The sequence below is a fragment of the Mesorhizobium sp. B2-5-7 genome, from assembly GCF_006440875.1.
Taxonomy (GTDB): Bacteria; Pseudomonadota; Alphaproteobacteria; order Rhizobiales; family Rhizobiaceae; genus Mesorhizobium; species Mesorhizobium australicum.
Window position 1 is genome coordinate 956,429 of record NZ_VFUO01000001.1, and the last position, 14,315, is coordinate 970,743.

At 61.8% G+C, this 14,315-nt stretch carries 12 protein-coding genes; 6 read left to right on the forward strand and 6 right to left on the reverse strand.

Annotated features, from left to right (window positions below; genetic code table 11):
* Positions 1-4: 4 nt before the first annotated feature.
* Genes sseA through FJ543_RS04685 form a run of 3 tightly spaced genes read right to left on the reverse strand, consistent with a single transcriptional unit; the run spans position 5 to position 2,716 of the window.
* Positions 5-901 (reverse strand): 3-mercaptopyruvate sulfurtransferase, encoded by an 897-nt coding sequence (gene sseA, locus FJ543_RS04675; RefSeq protein WP_140873979.1) that lies wholly within the window; start codon positions 899-901, stop codon positions 5-7.
* 37 nt (positions 902-938) lie between these two features.
* Positions 939-1,682 (reverse strand): alanyl-tRNA editing protein, encoded by a 744-nt coding sequence (locus FJ543_RS04680; RefSeq protein ID WP_140873981.1) that lies wholly within the window; start codon positions 1,680-1,682, stop codon positions 939-941.
* On the reverse strand, positions 1,682-2,716 hold the full coding sequence (locus FJ543_RS04685; RefSeq protein ID WP_140717259.1) for a cysteine synthase A: 1,035 nt from the start codon (positions 2,714-2,716) through the stop codon (positions 1,682-1,684). The genes FJ543_RS04680 and FJ543_RS04685 overlap by 1 nt, the downstream gene beginning before the upstream one ends.
* Positions 2,717-2,940: 224 nt before the next feature.
* On the opposite strand from FJ543_RS04685, the gene FJ543_RS04690 reads away from it, so the two are divergent.
* A complete protein-coding gene (locus FJ543_RS04690; RefSeq protein WP_140619562.1) occupies positions 2,941-3,762 on the forward strand; it encodes an SDR family oxidoreductase in 822 nt (273 codons plus the stop codon).
* 91 nt (positions 3,763-3,853) lie between these two features.
* Positions 3,854-4,828 (forward strand): alpha/beta fold hydrolase, encoded by a 975-nt coding sequence (locus FJ543_RS04695; RefSeq protein WP_140873983.1) that lies wholly within the window; start codon positions 3,854-3,856, stop codon positions 4,826-4,828.
* Between the two features lie 103 nt (positions 4,829-4,931).
* On the opposite strand, the gene FJ543_RS04700 is transcribed toward FJ543_RS04695, so the two are convergent.
* Positions 4,932-6,353 (reverse strand): DEAD/DEAH box helicase, encoded by a 1,422-nt coding sequence (locus FJ543_RS04700; protein WP_015317958.1) that lies wholly within the window; start codon positions 6,351-6,353, stop codon positions 4,932-4,934.
* A gap of 408 nt (positions 6,354-6,761) precedes the next feature.
* Here FJ543_RS04700 and FJ543_RS04705 point away from each other — a divergent pair, with 408 nt between their 5' ends.
* Positions 6,762-8,294 (forward strand): acyl-CoA carboxylase subunit beta, encoded by a 1,533-nt coding sequence (locus tag FJ543_RS04705; protein ID WP_140873985.1) that lies wholly within the window; start codon positions 6,762-6,764, stop codon positions 8,292-8,294.
* A 33-nt stretch (positions 8,295-8,327) separates the two neighbouring features.
* Here FJ543_RS04705 and FJ543_RS04710 read toward each other — a convergent pair whose 3' ends face one another.
* Positions 8,328-9,854 carry an NAD(P)H-hydrate dehydratase gene (locus FJ543_RS04710; protein ID WP_140873986.1) on the reverse strand — a complete coding sequence of 509 codons (1,527 nt, stop codon included), beginning with the start codon at positions 9,852-9,854 and terminating at the stop codon, positions 8,328-8,330.
* A gap of 357 nt (positions 9,855-10,211) precedes the next feature.
* On the opposite strand from FJ543_RS04710, the gene FJ543_RS04715 reads away from it, so the two are divergent.
* Both FJ543_RS04715 and glnA read left to right on the forward strand, forming a co-directional pair.
* A complete protein-coding gene (locus FJ543_RS04715; RefSeq protein ID WP_006205430.1) occupies positions 10,212-10,550 on the forward strand; it encodes a P-II family nitrogen regulator in 339 nt (112 codons plus the stop codon).
* Between the two features lie 67 nt (positions 10,551-10,617).
* Positions 10,618-12,027 carry a type I glutamate--ammonia ligase gene (gene glnA / locus FJ543_RS04720; RefSeq protein ID WP_015317961.1) on the forward strand — a complete coding sequence of 470 codons (1,410 nt, stop codon included), beginning with the start codon at positions 10,618-10,620 and terminating at the stop codon, positions 12,025-12,027.
* Between the two features lie 667 nt (positions 12,028-12,694).
* Here glnA and FJ543_RS04725 read toward each other — a convergent pair.
* On the reverse strand, positions 12,695-13,735 hold the full coding sequence (locus FJ543_RS04725) for a glutamine synthetase beta-grasp domain-containing protein (protein ID WP_015317962.1): 1,041 nt from the start codon (positions 13,733-13,735) through the stop codon (positions 12,695-12,697).
* Between the two features lie 313 nt (positions 13,736-14,048).
* Here FJ543_RS04725 and FJ543_RS04730 point away from each other — a divergent pair, with 313 nt between their 5' ends.
* Entirely contained in the window at positions 14,049-14,243 is a 195-nt protein-coding gene (locus FJ543_RS04730) for a DUF2735 domain-containing protein (RefSeq protein WP_140873988.1), read from the forward strand.
* The last annotated feature ends 72 nt before the right edge of the window (positions 14,244-14,315 follow it).

Sequence of the window (14,315 nt, forward strand, 5' to 3'; positions counted from 1 at the left end):
CAATTCATTCCTTGCCGGTCGTTGCTGGGCCGGTCGTTGCTGGGCCGGTGGTCGCTGGGCCGGTCACGACTGGTGTATTGGGCAATCCGCCCCACTCGGTCCATGAGCCGTCATAAAGCCTGTTGTCGGTATGGCCAAGCGTCTCCAGCGCCAGCGTGACCACCGCGGCGGTGACGCCGGAGCCGCAGGATGTGACCACGGGTTTGGATAGGTCGATACCGGCGTCCTCTATCACCTTGCGCAAACGGTCCTTCGGCAGCAGCCTGCCGTTTTCCGACAGTGCGGAGTACGGCACATTGCGCGCGCCCGGCATGTGGCCGGAGCGGATGCCAGCGCGGGGCTCGGGTTCGCTGCCGGTGAAGCGGCCCGGCCCACGGGCATCGACGATCTGTGCTGTCTTTGTATCGACAATCCGGCGCATATCGGCCAGACCGACGACGCGACCGGCGTCGAAATCGGCATGAAAGACGCTTGGCGCGATCTTCGTCGGCTCGGCCGTTACCGGCCGGCCGGTCGCCTTCCAGCCATCAAAGCCGCCGTCCAGAATATAGGTCTGGAAGACACCCATGATCCGGAACATCCACCATGCCCGCGGTGCGGAGAAAAAGCCCGGGCCATCATAGACGACGATGGTGTCATCGGCCGAAACGCCCATCGCGCCGACATATTGGGCGAAATACTGCGGGGATGGCAGTGTATGCGGCAAGGCAGCGTCAGGATCCGAAACCGCGTCCTGGTCCAGGAAACGGGCGCCAGGAATGTGAGCCGCATCATACTCGGCGCGCGCGTCGCGCTTTTGTGCAGGCAGATACCAGGAGGCGTCAATGATCGTCAGGCCCGGCTGGCCGAGGCGTTCCTGCAGCCAGTCCGCATCGACGGTAAAAGGACTGTCTTCGGCCATTCTTTTCTCCTGCCGCCTTTTGATGGTGTCTGTCTGTTCAGTTCGCCGGCATCGGGCCGAAGCGGATGCGGAAGCGCCTGTTCTCCCGGCCCTTCTTTTCGATCTTGCCGATGTGGATTTCGCCGATTTCGCCGGTGCTCCTCACATGGGTGCCGCCGCAGGGCTGGCTGTCCACCGAGGCATTGTCACCGATGCAGACCAGACGGATCTTGCCGGTGCCAACAGGCGGTCGGACGTTCTTGGACTTCACCAAGCCAGGATTCGCGGCCAATTCCTCGTCGCTGATCAGCCTGGTGAAGATGGGGTGATCGGCCCGCACCAGATCCATCATGCCGGCGGTCACCTCTTCCTTGGCGAAGCTGGCGTCTGGAATGTCAAAATCGACACGGCTGTCGTCCTCGGAAACCGCCGCCCCGGTGATCGGGAACGGGCAGACAACGGTGAGCAGGTGGCAAGCCGCGTGCATGCGCATCAGCAGATGCCGGCGCTCCCAGTCGATGGCGAGCTTCACCGTCTCGCCCACCTCCGGCAAGGCCTGCTCCGGTGACGGCACATGGATGATCTCGTTCTTGGTCTCGCCAGTGATCGTGGCGGCAATTGCGACGCGGCTGCCGTCGGCACGCTCCAACGTGCCGCTATCGCCCGGCTGGCCGCCGGAAGTGGCATAGAAGATCGTCCGGTCGAGGATGATGCCGCCGCGCTCATTGATGGCGACGACCGTGGCATCCGCCGTGCGGAGATAGGCGTCGTCGCGAAACAGCGCTTCGGTCCGGTGCGCCATCACGTGACCTTCTCGAAGGGCACTGAAATCTTGCTCTGCAATTCCATCCAGCCTGGTACCGGCAGTTGCTTTTCGCGCAGGAATTCGGGGTTGAATAGCTTCGACTGGTAGCGCGTCCCGTAGTCGCAAAGGATCGTCACGATGGTGTGGCCCGGACCCAATTCCGCAGCCAGCCGCATCGCGCCGGCGATGTTGATGCCGGTCGAGCCGCCGACGCACAGGCCTTCCTCCTGGATCAGGTCAAAGACGATCGGCAGCGCGTCCTCATCCCTGATCTGGTAGGAGAAGTCAGGCGTGAAGCCTTCGAGGTTGGCGGTGATGCGCCCCTGCCCGATGCCTTCGGTAATCGAACTGCCTTCTGACTTCAGCTCGCCGCTGGTGTAGAAACTGTAGAGCGCGGCGCCGAGAGGGTCGGCGAGCGCGATCTTGACGTTCTTGCTCTTGGCCTTCAATCCGAGCCCGACACCGGCCAGCGTTCCGCCCGACCCCACCGCCGAGACAAAACCGTCGACCTTGCCGCCGGTCTGGGCCCAGATTTCCTCGGCCGTGGTGCGGATATGGCCATCGCGGTTGGCGACATTGTCGAACTGGTTGGCCCAGATCGCGCCGTTCGGTTCGCTCCTGGCCATCTGCTCCGCCAGCCGTCCCGACAGTTTTACGTAGTTGTTGGGATTCCTGTAAGGCACGGCCGGCACTTCGATCAGCTCGGCGCCGAGTAGCCTGATCGTGTCCTTCTTTTCCTGACTCTGCGTATCCGGAATGACGATGACAGTGCGATAGCCCAGCGCCTTGGCGACGAGCGTCAGCCCGATGCCGGTGTTGCCGGCGGTTCCCTCGACGATGACACCGCCCGGCTGCAACAGGCCGCGTTGTTCGGCATCACGGATGATGAACAGGCCGGCGCGATCCTTAACCGACTGCCCCGGATTCATGAACTCGGCCTTGCCCAGGATCTCGCAGCCGGTTTCTTCGGAAGCCTTGTTGAGGCGGATCAGGGGCGTGTTGCCGATCGCGTCGATCACTGAACGGGGCATTCGGGATTCCTTGTATGCGTGCGCCGAAACCCTAGAAACCCAACGCTTCGGTTTCAAGGCAAGAATTCGTCTGGTCCAGTCGCATTTCCGGCGCTGCGGTGTATGGATGTCGCCGGGGACCGGTGGACACCGGACAGTTCATTTGCACCCGGCGTCGAGAAGCACTCTTTTCATTCGATTTCTCCACCGCTAGAGCAAGACATAACAACTCGGCAGGGCGCAGCATGACACTCTATCGGGCCGATCCGAAACACGGCGTAGCCTGGGTCACCGGCGGCAGCAGCGGCATTGGCCGCTCGCTGGCCAGGGATCTGGCGTCACAAGGCTATGCGGTGGCTGTGACAGCGCTGGACGACGATCCGATCGACACGCTCATCGTCGAGACCGCGCAGATGCCGGGCAAAGTCGTGTCCTTTCCCTGCGACGTCACCGACGAGCCGCGCATGGCAAGAACGGTGGCGGCGATCGAGAACGACCTCGGGCCGATCGTGCTCGCCATCTTCAATGCCGGAAATTACATCTCGACACCCGGAGAGTCCCTCGTCGTCAAGGATTTCCGCCGCTCCTTCGAAGTCAACTATTTCGGCATCATCAATGGGCTGGTGCCTGTCGTCGAGCATATGCGGGTGCGCGCGCGTGGGCATGTCGTTCTGGTCGGCTCGGTGACCGCCTATTTCGGCTGGCCGACCACGGCGGCCTATGGCGGTACCAAGGCGGCTATCAACATTCTGGCCGAGTCGCTGAAATATGATTTCGACAAGATGAACATCCGCGTCCAGGTGATTAACCCCGGTTTTGTCGACACGCCATTGACCGAAAAGAACATGCTGCCGATGCCTGGCCTGATGCCGGTCGGCCGCGCGACGCGCCGCATGGTGCGGGGAATCAAATCCGGCGGCTTCGAAGTGACGTTCCCGTACAGAACGAGCTGGCCGTTGAAAATTCTCGGCATGCTGCCAAGGCCGCTATGCCGATGGGTGATCAGCCTGACGACCAGCTGGAAAGCGCGCCCGCTGCATTATGAGCGCAAACCGCCCAACAAATAATGCCCACAGGATTGGTGGCTTGGCCGCCTGAACGGCCGTTGCCTGTTCATGGCCACCACCATAGTTTGAATGTTGTTGCGTGGAGTCTGCGATGGGGCGACGGATCGTGCTTGCTGTGCTGGGCCTGATCGCCGTCCTTGCACTGACCTTCCTACTGGGTCCACGCGTACCCTTCGACACCACGATCCATTTCGATCCTTCCGCCATCGGCGACGACCCACAGGCCTATGTGGCAAAAGTGGAGGCTGCCGTACCCGGTATCCGCGACGGGCTGGAGAAGGAGATCGTCTGGGCCAACCCAATGGTGCACGCAAAGACACCGCTGTCGATCGTCTACATCCACGGCTTTTCCGCATCGAAGGGCGAGATCCGACCCTTGCCCGACGACGTGGCCGACCAGCTCGACGCCAACCTGTTCTACACCCGCCTCACCGGCCACGGGCAGGACGGCGCGGCGATGACGCAAGGCAGCGTCAACGCCTGGATCAACGACTATGAGGAGGCGCTCGCCATCGGCCGGGCAATCGGCGACAAGGTGATCGTCATCTCAACGTCGACCGGCGGCGCGCTGGCGGCCTGGGCAGCGACGCAGCCCGGGGCATCCGAGGGTGTGGCGGCCATTGCATTCATCTCGCCCAATTTCGGCGTGAAAGCATCCGGCGCCGAGATCCTGACCATGCCCTGGGGCAAGCAGATCGCCGAACTCGTCGCCGGCAAGGAACGCAGCTTCGCGCCGCGCAACGCGCTGCATGAGAAATTCTGGACCACCAGATATCCGATCGCCGCGACGATGCCGATGCAGGCGCTGACCGACCTTGCCTATGGCGCGCCGGTGGAGAAGGCGACCATTCCCGCCCTGTTCATCTTCTCGGATATAGACAAGGTCGTGCGACCCGACCGCACGCGTGAGATCGCCGCGCGCTGGGGTGCCGCGCATGAGCTGGTGCCCATCGAAAGCACTGGCGATCCAGACAACCATGTCATTGCCGGCGACGCGCTATCGCCATCCACCACCGCATTCCTGGCGCAACGGATTGCCGTCTGGATCGAAGCGGTGGCGAAGTGAGGTTCGAAGACAAAACGGCGGCTGAAGCAATGTTCAGCCGCCGTTTCATTCGTAGTCGGCACCAGGCAACCGTTAGGAACTGGCCGGTTGCCGCGAGGTTTCGTTAGGCAGCCCGTGCGGCCGGACGCTTGCCGCCGAAGCGGCGCTTGTTGTTGCCCTTGAAGGGTTTTGCACCTTCCGGCTTGCGCTCACCGGCAAAGGCCGGCTTGTCGCCGAAACGCTTCTTGCCGAAGCCGTTGTTCGGCTTCTTCTCACCGCCCGGCCGCCTGCCGTCGCGACGGCCATTGCGGTCGCGATCGTTGGCGGGTTCGAAGCGCTCGTTCTTTTCCGCAGGATTGCGTGCGGGATCGGGGCTGCCGAGATGGTCGGCAACGATTGGCAGCTTCGTGCGGATGATGCGCTCGACCTGACGCAGCTTGCTGTTCTCCGAAGGATCGCAGAGCGTGATCGCGATGCCATCCATACCGTTGCGGCCGGTGCGGCCGATACGGTGGACATAGCTTTCGGCTTCGTCCGGCAGGTCGAAATTCACGACATGGCTGATGCCGGGCACGTCGATGCCGCGCGCGGCGATGTCGGTCGCGACCAGAATGCGCACCGATCCATCACGGAAATCATTCAGTGCCTTCTGACGGGCATTCTGCGACTTGTTGCCATGAATGACGGCGGCCTTGAAGCCGTCGCGTTCCAGGTCCTTGGTCACCCGGTCCGCGCCATGCTTGGTGCGCGAGAAGATGATGACGGACTTCATCGCTTCGTCGGCGAGCATCGTCGACAGCACCTGGCGCTTCTGCTTGGTGCGGGCGAAGACGACGCCCTGGACGATCTCTGCCGCCGCGGTGCTTTGCGGCGAGACCTCGATGCGGACCGGGTTCTTCAGGAGGCCCTTGGCGAGTTCGGCGATCTCGTCCGGCATGGTGGCCGAGAACAGCGCCGTCTGACGATCGGGCGCGGTCGCCTTGGCGATGCGCTTGACATCGTTGATGAAGCCCATGTCGAGCATGCGGTCGCCCTCGTCCAGCACCAGCCATTTGGTGTCGGAGAGGATGAGGTCGCCCTCGCGCACCAGGTCGGTCAACCGGCCGGGCGTGGCGATGAGGATATCGACGCCGGGAGCAACCTTCTTCACCTGGCTGAAGCGCGAGACACCGCCCAGCACGAGTGCCGTCGAGACATGCGCGCCCTTGGCGAGGATCTTGATGGTGTCCTCGATCTGCACCGCGAGTTCGCGGGTCGGCGCCAGGATGAGCGCGCGGGTCGTCTTGGCGCGCCGCTTGGTGCCGAGTGCGATGATCTTCGACAGGATCGGCAGCGCGAAGGCAGCGGTCTTGCCGGAGCCGGTCTGGGCGATGCCGAAAATATCACGGCCTTCCAGCTGCGGCGGGATCGCCTGCATCTGGATCGGCTTCGGTTCGGCGAAGCCGGCATTGTGGGTGGCCTTGAGCAGCGCACCGGTAATTCCCAGCGCCGCGAAACCGGAGAGTTCCGCGGTGTCGTTGCCGGGCAATGTGTTTTCGTTGGTCAAAATAATCTTCTTTCACGCGGCCTCTGGCCGCAAACGTCAATGGCGGCAGGGCGCAACCTGCCGTCGAAAATTTTATATGAAACGACAAGGCGGGCGGACGCGTGCGTCCACTCGGCTGCGCTGCCGTGCCCGCAGGCATCATGCCACGGGGCTTTTTCGCCACTTTGTGATGTATCGGAAGAGGGCCGATATACCGGAAAGAGGGAAAACAGACGCAACCAGTCTCATTTGTCGAGAAGGCCGGAATCTCCCGGCCCAAGCGCCTATGGGCTGCATATGGCTGAGTTCGCCCCGGAATGCAAGGGGCGCGATATTGCGGTGCAGCAAAAACCAGCCAAAAGCCGACGCTTGCACTCCCCGACTGGCATCATTACCACAAACGAAGCTTCCGATTTTGGGGACCAAGCGATGAAGGACGTGCTGAAGGAACTCGAGCGGCGGCGCGACATCGCCCGCATGGGTGGGGGCCAGGCCCGCATCGATGCGCAGCACAAGAAGGGCAAGCTCACCGCGCGCGAACGCATCGAAGTGTTTCTCGACGAAGGCTCATTCGAGGAATTCGACATGTATGTCGAGCACCGCTCGACCGATTTCGGCATGGAGAAGACAAAGATCGCCGGCGATGGCGTCGTCACCGGCTGGGGCACGGTCAATGGCCGTCCCGTTTACCTCTTCGCCAAGGATTTCACCGTCTTCGGCGGTTCGCTGTCGGAAGCCCATGCCGAGAAGGTCATCAAGGTGCAGGAGATGGCGCTGCGCAACCATGCGCCAATCATCGGCCTCTACGACGCCGGCGGGGCGCGTATCCAGGAGGGCGTGGCAGCCCTCGGCGGCTATGCCGAGATCTTTCAGCGCAACGTGCTTGCGTCCGGCGTCATTCCGCAGATTTCGGTCATCATGGGCCCATGCGCCGGCGGTGACGTCTATTCGCCCGCCATGACCGACTTCATCTTCATGGTGCGCGACACCTCCTACATGTTCGTCACCGGACCGGACGTGGTGAAGACCGTAACCAATGAGACGGTGACCGCCGAGAGCCTCGGCGGCGCGTCGGTGCACACGACGAAGTCCTCGATCGCCGACGGCGCCTATGACAATGACGTCGAGGCGCTCTTGCAGATGCGGCGGCTGATCGACCTGTTGCCAGCTTCCAACACGTCGGAGATCCCCGAGATCGAATGCTACCAGTCGGTCACCGACCATGACATGTCGCTCGACCGGCTGATCCCCGACAACGCCAACAAGCCTTACGACATCAAGGAATTGATCCTGAAGGTCGCCGACGAAGGTGACTTCTTCGAAATCCAGCAGAGTTTTGCCAAGAACATCGTCACCGGTTTCGGCCGGGTCGAAGGCCGTACCGTTGGCTTTGTCGCCAACCAGCCGATGGTGCTGGCCGGCGTGCTCGATTCCGACGCCAGCCGCAAGGCGGCGCGCTTCGTGCGCTTCTGCGACTGTTTTTCTATTCCCATCGTCACCTTTGTCGATGTTCCAGGCTTTTTGCCGGGCACGGCGCAGGAATATGGCGGGCTGATCAAGCACGGCGCCAAGCTGCTTTTCGCCTATGCCGAGGCGACCGTGCCGAAGATCACCGTCATCACCCGCAAGGCCTATGGCGGCGCCTATGATGTGATGGCGTCAAAACATCTGCGCGGCGACATGAACTATGCCTGGCCGACGGCGCAGATCGCCGTCATGGGGGCGAGAGGCGCGGTCGAGATCATCTACCGCAAGGACATCGGCGATGCCGAAAAGATCGCGGCCCATACAAAGGCATACGAAGACCGCTTCCTGTCGCCTTTCGTGGCCGCCGAGCGCGGCTATGTCGATGAGGTGATCATGCCGCATTCGACCCGCCGCCGCGTAGCGCGCGCGCTACGCATGCTGCGCAACAAGGATATGCAGAACCCCTGGAAGAAGCACGACAACATCCCACTGTGAACGGCATCGAGGTCATCGCTCAAGTGCGGTTGATCAGCGCCCTCCTCTGGCAGCCACCAGTTCGCGCAGCACCGGCACCATCGCCAGCGGCAAATCCTCGGCGATCAACCCCGGCCCGAACCGACTGCCGGCCTCGGCATGGATCCAGACCGCCGCGCAGGCCGCTTCGAAAGCCGGCATGCCTTGGGCAAGCAGGCCGGCCGTGATGCCGGACAACACATCGCCCGATCCTGCGGTGGCAAGCCAGGCCGCGCCATTGGAATTGATCGCCGCTCTGCCATCGGGAGCGGCGATCACCGTGTCGGCGCCCTTGTAGACGATGACGGCATTGGCGCGCGCGGCCGCCACGCGTGCCTTGTCCAGCTTGGACGAGACATTGTCATCGGCGATGTCCGCGAACAGCCTGGCGAACTCGCCTTCGTGCGGCGTCATCACCAGCGCGGGCGCGTCCGGCCTGCGGGCGGCTTCGAACAAGACATCCGGCGCCTCACGAAACGAGGTGATCGCGTCGGCGTCGAAGACCAGGCCGTCAATTCCGGTGGACGCGGCCGGCTTGCCCGACGCGAGTAGCGCAAGTGCGAACGCCCGGGTTTTTTCGCCAATGCCAAAGCCGGGCCCGAGAACAAAGGCCGATGGCCGGCGCTCCCCGACGAATGCTTCAATGTCGGCAGCTTCGTCGGCCTTGCGCAGCATGATCGAGGTCAGGTGCGCGGCATTGACCTGCATGGCGTTGCCCGGCGACAGCACCGTCACCGCCCCTGCCCCGCTTCGGGCAGCGGCAAGGGCTGAGAGCCGCGCGGCGCCGGTGGCGCTCGGCCCGCCGGAAAAGACGCCGACATGACCGCGCTTGTATTTGTGGGCATCGATGGCCGGCACCGGTAAATCGCGCAACCAAAGCGCTGGTCCGTTCTCGAACGTGCGGGGCTGCAGCGTTGCGATGATCTCCGCCCCGATGCCGATATCGGCAAGCACGATCTCGCCGCATCTTTCCCGGCCCGGCAGCAGCAGATGGCCGGGCTTCTTGCGCGCGAAGGTCACGGTGAGCTCTGCTGAAAACGATGTGCCGAGCACTTTGCCGCTGTCACCGGAAATGCCGGAAGGCAGGTCGACCGCGACAACCCGCAAGTTCAGCTTGGCCGCCAGATCGACCGCCCTGGCGGCTTCGCCGGACAGCGGCTTGGACAGCCCTGCCCCATAAAGCGCATCGACCACGATCGAGCAGGGACCGGCATCAAAGTCCGATAGCGGCCAGGGCTTGATGGGGCATTCCGCAGCGGCGAGTGCCGCGTCGCTACCCAGCCTCGGCGGGCCAGACGTCCAGACCGTGGTGGCGACACCGCTGCCGGCCAGAATGCGAGCGACGACATAACCGTCGCCGCCATTGTTGCCCGGGCCGCATAACACATGGACATGCGCTGCCGAGGGATAGCGGCTGAGCACTTCGGTCGCGACGGCCCGCCCGGCACGGCGCATCAATCCAACGCCGTCGGTTGGACCTGCTGCAATTGTCAGCCGATCCGCCTCGCCCATCTCGGCGGAGGTAAGAAGTTCGTGGCTCATGGATTGCCGATCCGCATTCGATCAAGCATTGTCCAGTTTTCGGCTCGACGCAAACGGGGAGGAGTTGGCGCTGTCATGAGCACGTCGATCGGCGCGAGGATTGCAGGCACCGATCTGCCCGCAGGATGAGCAATTTGCCCGAATATTGGGCAGACATGCACAGTCGTGCCGGGTAGGCTGCAGCCATCTATGCCGCTTCCGATGCAGCGAATGACGCGGATTTGCATATGGGCGTGACATGACTTTGAAATCGTATGACACCGCTTCTGTTCCCTCCGACTGGCACAGTTCGTGCTTGATTGAGGCGCAAGCGGGGGCTCACAACCCGTTTTTTTGGCAGTGGAGGCCACTTTTTACATGAAAAAGATCGAAGCGATCATCAAGCCATTCAAGCTGGACGAAGTGAAGGAAGCGCTTCAGGAGGCCGGACTGCAAGGCATTACGGTGACCGAGGCCAAAGGCTTCGGCCGCCAGAAGGGTCATACCGAACTCTACCGCGGCGCTGAATATGTCGTCGATTTCCTGCCCAAGGTGAAAATCGAGGTCGTCCTTGGCGACGATGCCGTGGAAGGCGCGATCGAGGCAATCCGCAAGGCGGCCCAGACCGGCCGCATCGGCGACGGCAAGATCTTCGTCTCCAACATCGAGGAAGTGGTGCGCATCCGCACCGGCGAAACCGGAATGGACGCGGTTTGATCCGAGCCGGCCATCCTCTAAGAAACGTCATCTATCAAAAAACGTCAGCACACAGGGATTACATGACATGACGACAGCCAAAGACATCATGAAGCAGATCAAGGACAACGACGTGAAATTCGTCGACCTGCGCTTCACCGACCCGAAGGGCAAGCTGCAGCACGTCACCATGGATGTCGTCGAGGTCGAGGAAGACATGTTCGCCGACGGTGTCATGTTCGACGGCTCCTCGATCGCCGGCTGGAAGGCCATCAACGAATCCGACATGGTGCTGATGCCCGATCCGGACACCGTCCACATGGATCCGTTCTTCGCGCAGTCGACCATGGTCATCCTGTGCGACATTCTCGATCCGGTCTCGGGCGAATCCTACAACCGCGACCCGCGCGGCACCGCCAAGAAGGCCGAGGCCTACATGAAGTCGGAAGGCATCGGCGACACCATCTATGTCGGCCCGGAAGCCGAGTTCTTCGTGTTCGACGACGTGAAATACAAGGCCGATCCGTATAACACCGGCTTCAAGCTCGATTCGACGGAACTGCCGTCGAACGACGACACCGATTACGAGACCGGCAACCTCGGCCACCGCCCGCGCATCAAGGGCGGCTATTTCCCGGTGCCGCCGATCGATTCGGCGCAGGACATGCGCTCCGAAATGCTGACCGTACTCGCCGAAATGGGCGTGCGCGTCGAAAAGCACCACCACGAGGTGGCAGCCGCCCAGCACGAGCTCGGCATCAAGTTCGACACGCTTGTCCGCAACGCCGACAAGATGCTGATCTACAAGTACGTCGTGCACCAGGTCGCCAATGCCTATGGTAAGACGGCCACCTTCATGCCGAAGCCGATCTTCGGCGATAACGGCTCGGGCATGCACGTTCACCAGTCGATCTGGAAAGGCGGCAAGCCGACTTTCGCCGGCAATGAATATGCCGGTCTTTCGGAGAGCTGCCTGTTCTACATCGGCGGCATCATCAAGCATGCCAAGGCGATCAACGCCTTCACCAACCCGCTGACCAACTCCTACAAGCGCCTGGTGCCGGGCTACGAGGCGCCGGTGCTGCTCGCCTATTCGGCGCGCAACCGTTCGGCTTCCTGCCGCATCCCGTTCGGCAGCTCACCAAAGGCCAAGCGCGTCGAAGTCCGCTTCCCCGATCCGGGCGCGAACCCCTACCTCGCTTTCGCCGCCATGCTGATGGCAGGTCTCGACGGCATCAAGAACAAGATCCATCCGGGACAGCCGATGGACAAGGATCTCTACGACCTGCCGCCGAAGGAACTGAAGAAGATCCCGACCGTCTGCGGTTCGCTGCGCGAAGCGCTCCAGAGCCTCGACAAGGACCGCGGCTTCCTGAAGGCCGGCGGCGTCTTCGACGACGACCAGATCGATAGCTATATCGAGCTCAAGATGGCCGAAGTGATGCGCTTCGAAATGACCCCGCATCCGGTCGAGTACGACATGTACTATTCGGTCTAGGATTCCGCTCGAATAATGTTTCAAGGCCCTTGAAGGTTTTCCCCCTTCAAGGGCTTTTTGCTGATCCAAAAGGCTCATCGATGGATTGCGTGCGGCCAGCCACGCAACGATGGTCAACTTGCTTTTTTGGGGGACGCAATCAATCGCCAGGAGCGAGCGGCACACTGCCTCAGGCTGCAATGCCCGCTCGTCCGGCGCCCCCGCCAATGCCGTCGTTCACGAAACCCCCGCCCCGTTCGAACAGCATCGCTTGGCGTAACCCCAAGGCCACGAATACGCATGCCGCGGCGTAGCCTGTCAACGCCGCCACACGGAGGCATAAATCGCCGATTTCAATGTATGAACAGTGGCTTATATTAAGGACCGCCGCGTACGAACCGAGCTGAAACAGGCTGTTTTCCGGGCTTTTTCAATGAAAACTTGGAACCGCACGAGACGAGTAGCGGCAAGGAGCGTCAGCCAAAGCCGCTCGTTTTGATGAAACCGCTCGTTGTTTTTCAACCTGACTTTTTTTGGGGGAATTCGCCGCTCCGGGGCAGTCGGTGACGACGCTGACCGCGCGTGGCGTCATGTCGGGTCGGTAAAAAGAAAGGCCCGGGCGCTTCCGCCCAGGCCTGTATTGCAAGAATATCCATCTGCCGCGCATTGAAGCGCGCCATAAAACGGATCAGGCGGCGGCCGAAATCTCTGCGCTCGCCGGCACCGAAGCGATCGTCTTCAGGATCTGCGAGGCGATCTGGTAGGGGTCGCCCTGCGAGTTCGGACGGCGGTCTTCCAGATAGCCCTTGTAATCGTTCTTGACGAACGAATGCGGGACGCGGATCGAGGCGCCGCGATCGGCGATGCCATAGCTGAACCTGTTCCACGGCGCGGTCTCGTGCTTGCCGGTCAGACGTTTGTCGTTGTCCGGGCCGTAGACGGCGATGTGGTCCATCAGGTTCTTGTCGAAAGCCGCCATCAGCGCTTCGAAATAGGCCTTGCCGCCGACTTCACGCATATAGGTGGTCGAGAAATTGGCATGCATGCCCGAGCCGTTCCAGTCGGTGTCGCCGAGGGGCTTGCAGTGGTATTCGATGTCGATGCCGTACTTTTCGGTCAAGCGCTGCATCAGATAGCGGGCCATCCACATCTGGTCGGCGGCCTTTTTGGAACCCTTGCCGAATATCTGGAATTCCCACTGCCCCTTCGCCACTTCGGCGTTGATGCCTTCATGGTTGATGCCGGCCGCGAGGCAGAGATCAAGATGTTCCTCGACGATCTGGCGCGCAACGGAGCCGACATTCGAGTAGCCGACTCCGGTATAGTACGGCCCCTGCGGTGCGGGATAGCCGCTCTCGGGGAAGCCGAGCGGACGGCCGTCCTTGTAGAAGAAATACTCCTGCTCGAAGCCGAACCAGGCGCCTTCGTCGTCGAGGATAGTGGCGCGCTTGTTGGATGCATGCGGCGTAACACCGTCGGGCATCATGACTTCGCACATGACGAGCACGCCGTTGGTGCGGGCCGGATCGGGATAGACCGCGACCGGCTTCAGCACGCAATCGGAGCTGTGGCCCTCGGCCTGCTGCGTCGAGGATCCGTCGAAACCCCACAGCGGCAACTGCTCGAGCGTCGGGAACTCAGCGAATTCCTTGATCTGCGTCTTGCCGCGAAGATTCGGGACCGGGGTGTATCCATCGAGCCAGATATACTCGAGCTTGTATTTGGTCATTCTAGAGCCTCTCGTTGCTTGGACACCGCAAGCAGGCGGATGTCGATGCATGGCCGAAACAGGCCGGCCTGCCGATGGATAAAAAGCAATTCGTGTGCCACTCGGCTCTCGCAGGGTGCGGCAAAATGATCGTGCCCAGGCGATTATTTTAATGAGCCGCCTCAGCAATGCTTGCGGATGATCCAGGCAGCAATATTGCTTAAATCATAGGCAAATCATGATCTTTTCATAGGCATATTGCCTAAATGAATCGCAGGACCTATTTTGGTGAAAGCTGAATCAACGAGCGCCTGAAAAAGCGGGGAGACCGGCAATGCAAGTCACGCAATCGCGTCCGTCGGCGAAAATCCTGATGTTCCCGCTGGCAGCGCGCAGGTCTGCCTTAAATTTAGGCGCCAAGGCCAAATTCGCGGCAGAGCTTGCCGCGCTTCGCGGCGAGCACGCCGATTTCGATGGCTGGTACCACGAGGCCGCCGTCGAGGATGAAGACCCGCAGCGGAAGAGCTGAGCCCTTCCACGTCGATCTTGAATAAAAGAGTCCGGCGCGATCGCTCGCGCCGGACTTTTCGTTCTGGCCTAC

Coding starts and splice junctions, on each gene's coding strand:
- FJ543_RS04680 (WP_140873981.1), bottom strand. CDS start 1,682: ATGGCGCACCGGACCGAAGCGCTGTTTCGCGACGACGCCTATCTCCGC.
- FJ543_RS04730 (WP_140873988.1), top strand. CDS start 14,049: ATGCAAGTCACGCAATCGCGTCCGTCGGCGAAAATCCTGATGTTCCCG.
- FJ543_RS04695 (WP_140873983.1), top strand. CDS start 3,854: ATGGGGCGACGGATCGTGCTTGCTGTGCTGGGCCTGATCGCCGTCCTT.
- FJ543_RS04690 (WP_140619562.1), top strand. CDS start 2,941: ATGACACTCTATCGGGCCGATCCGAAACACGGCGTAGCCTGGGTCACC.
- FJ543_RS04705 (WP_140873985.1), top strand. CDS start 6,762: ATGAAGGACGTGCTGAAGGAACTCGAGCGGCGGCGCGACATCGCCCGC.
- glnA (WP_015317961.1), top strand. CDS start 10,618: ATGACGACAGCCAAAGACATCATGAAGCAGATCAAGGACAACGACGTG.
- FJ543_RS04715 (WP_006205430.1), top strand. CDS start 10,212: ATGAAAAAGATCGAAGCGATCATCAAGCCATTCAAGCTGGACGAAGTG.
- FJ543_RS04710 (WP_140873986.1), bottom strand. CDS start 9,854: ATGAGCCACGAACTTCTTACCTCCGCCGAGATGGGCGAGGCGGATCGG.
- sseA (WP_140873979.1), bottom strand. CDS start 901: ATGGCCGAAGACAGTCCTTTTACCGTCGATGCGGACTGGCTGCAGGAA.
- FJ543_RS04685 (WP_140717259.1), bottom strand. CDS start 2,716: ATGCCCCGTTCAGTGATCGACGCGATCGGCAACACGCCCCTGATCCGC.
- FJ543_RS04725 (WP_015317962.1), bottom strand. CDS start 13,735: ATGACCAAATACAAGCTCGAGTATATCTGGCTCGATGGATACACCCCG.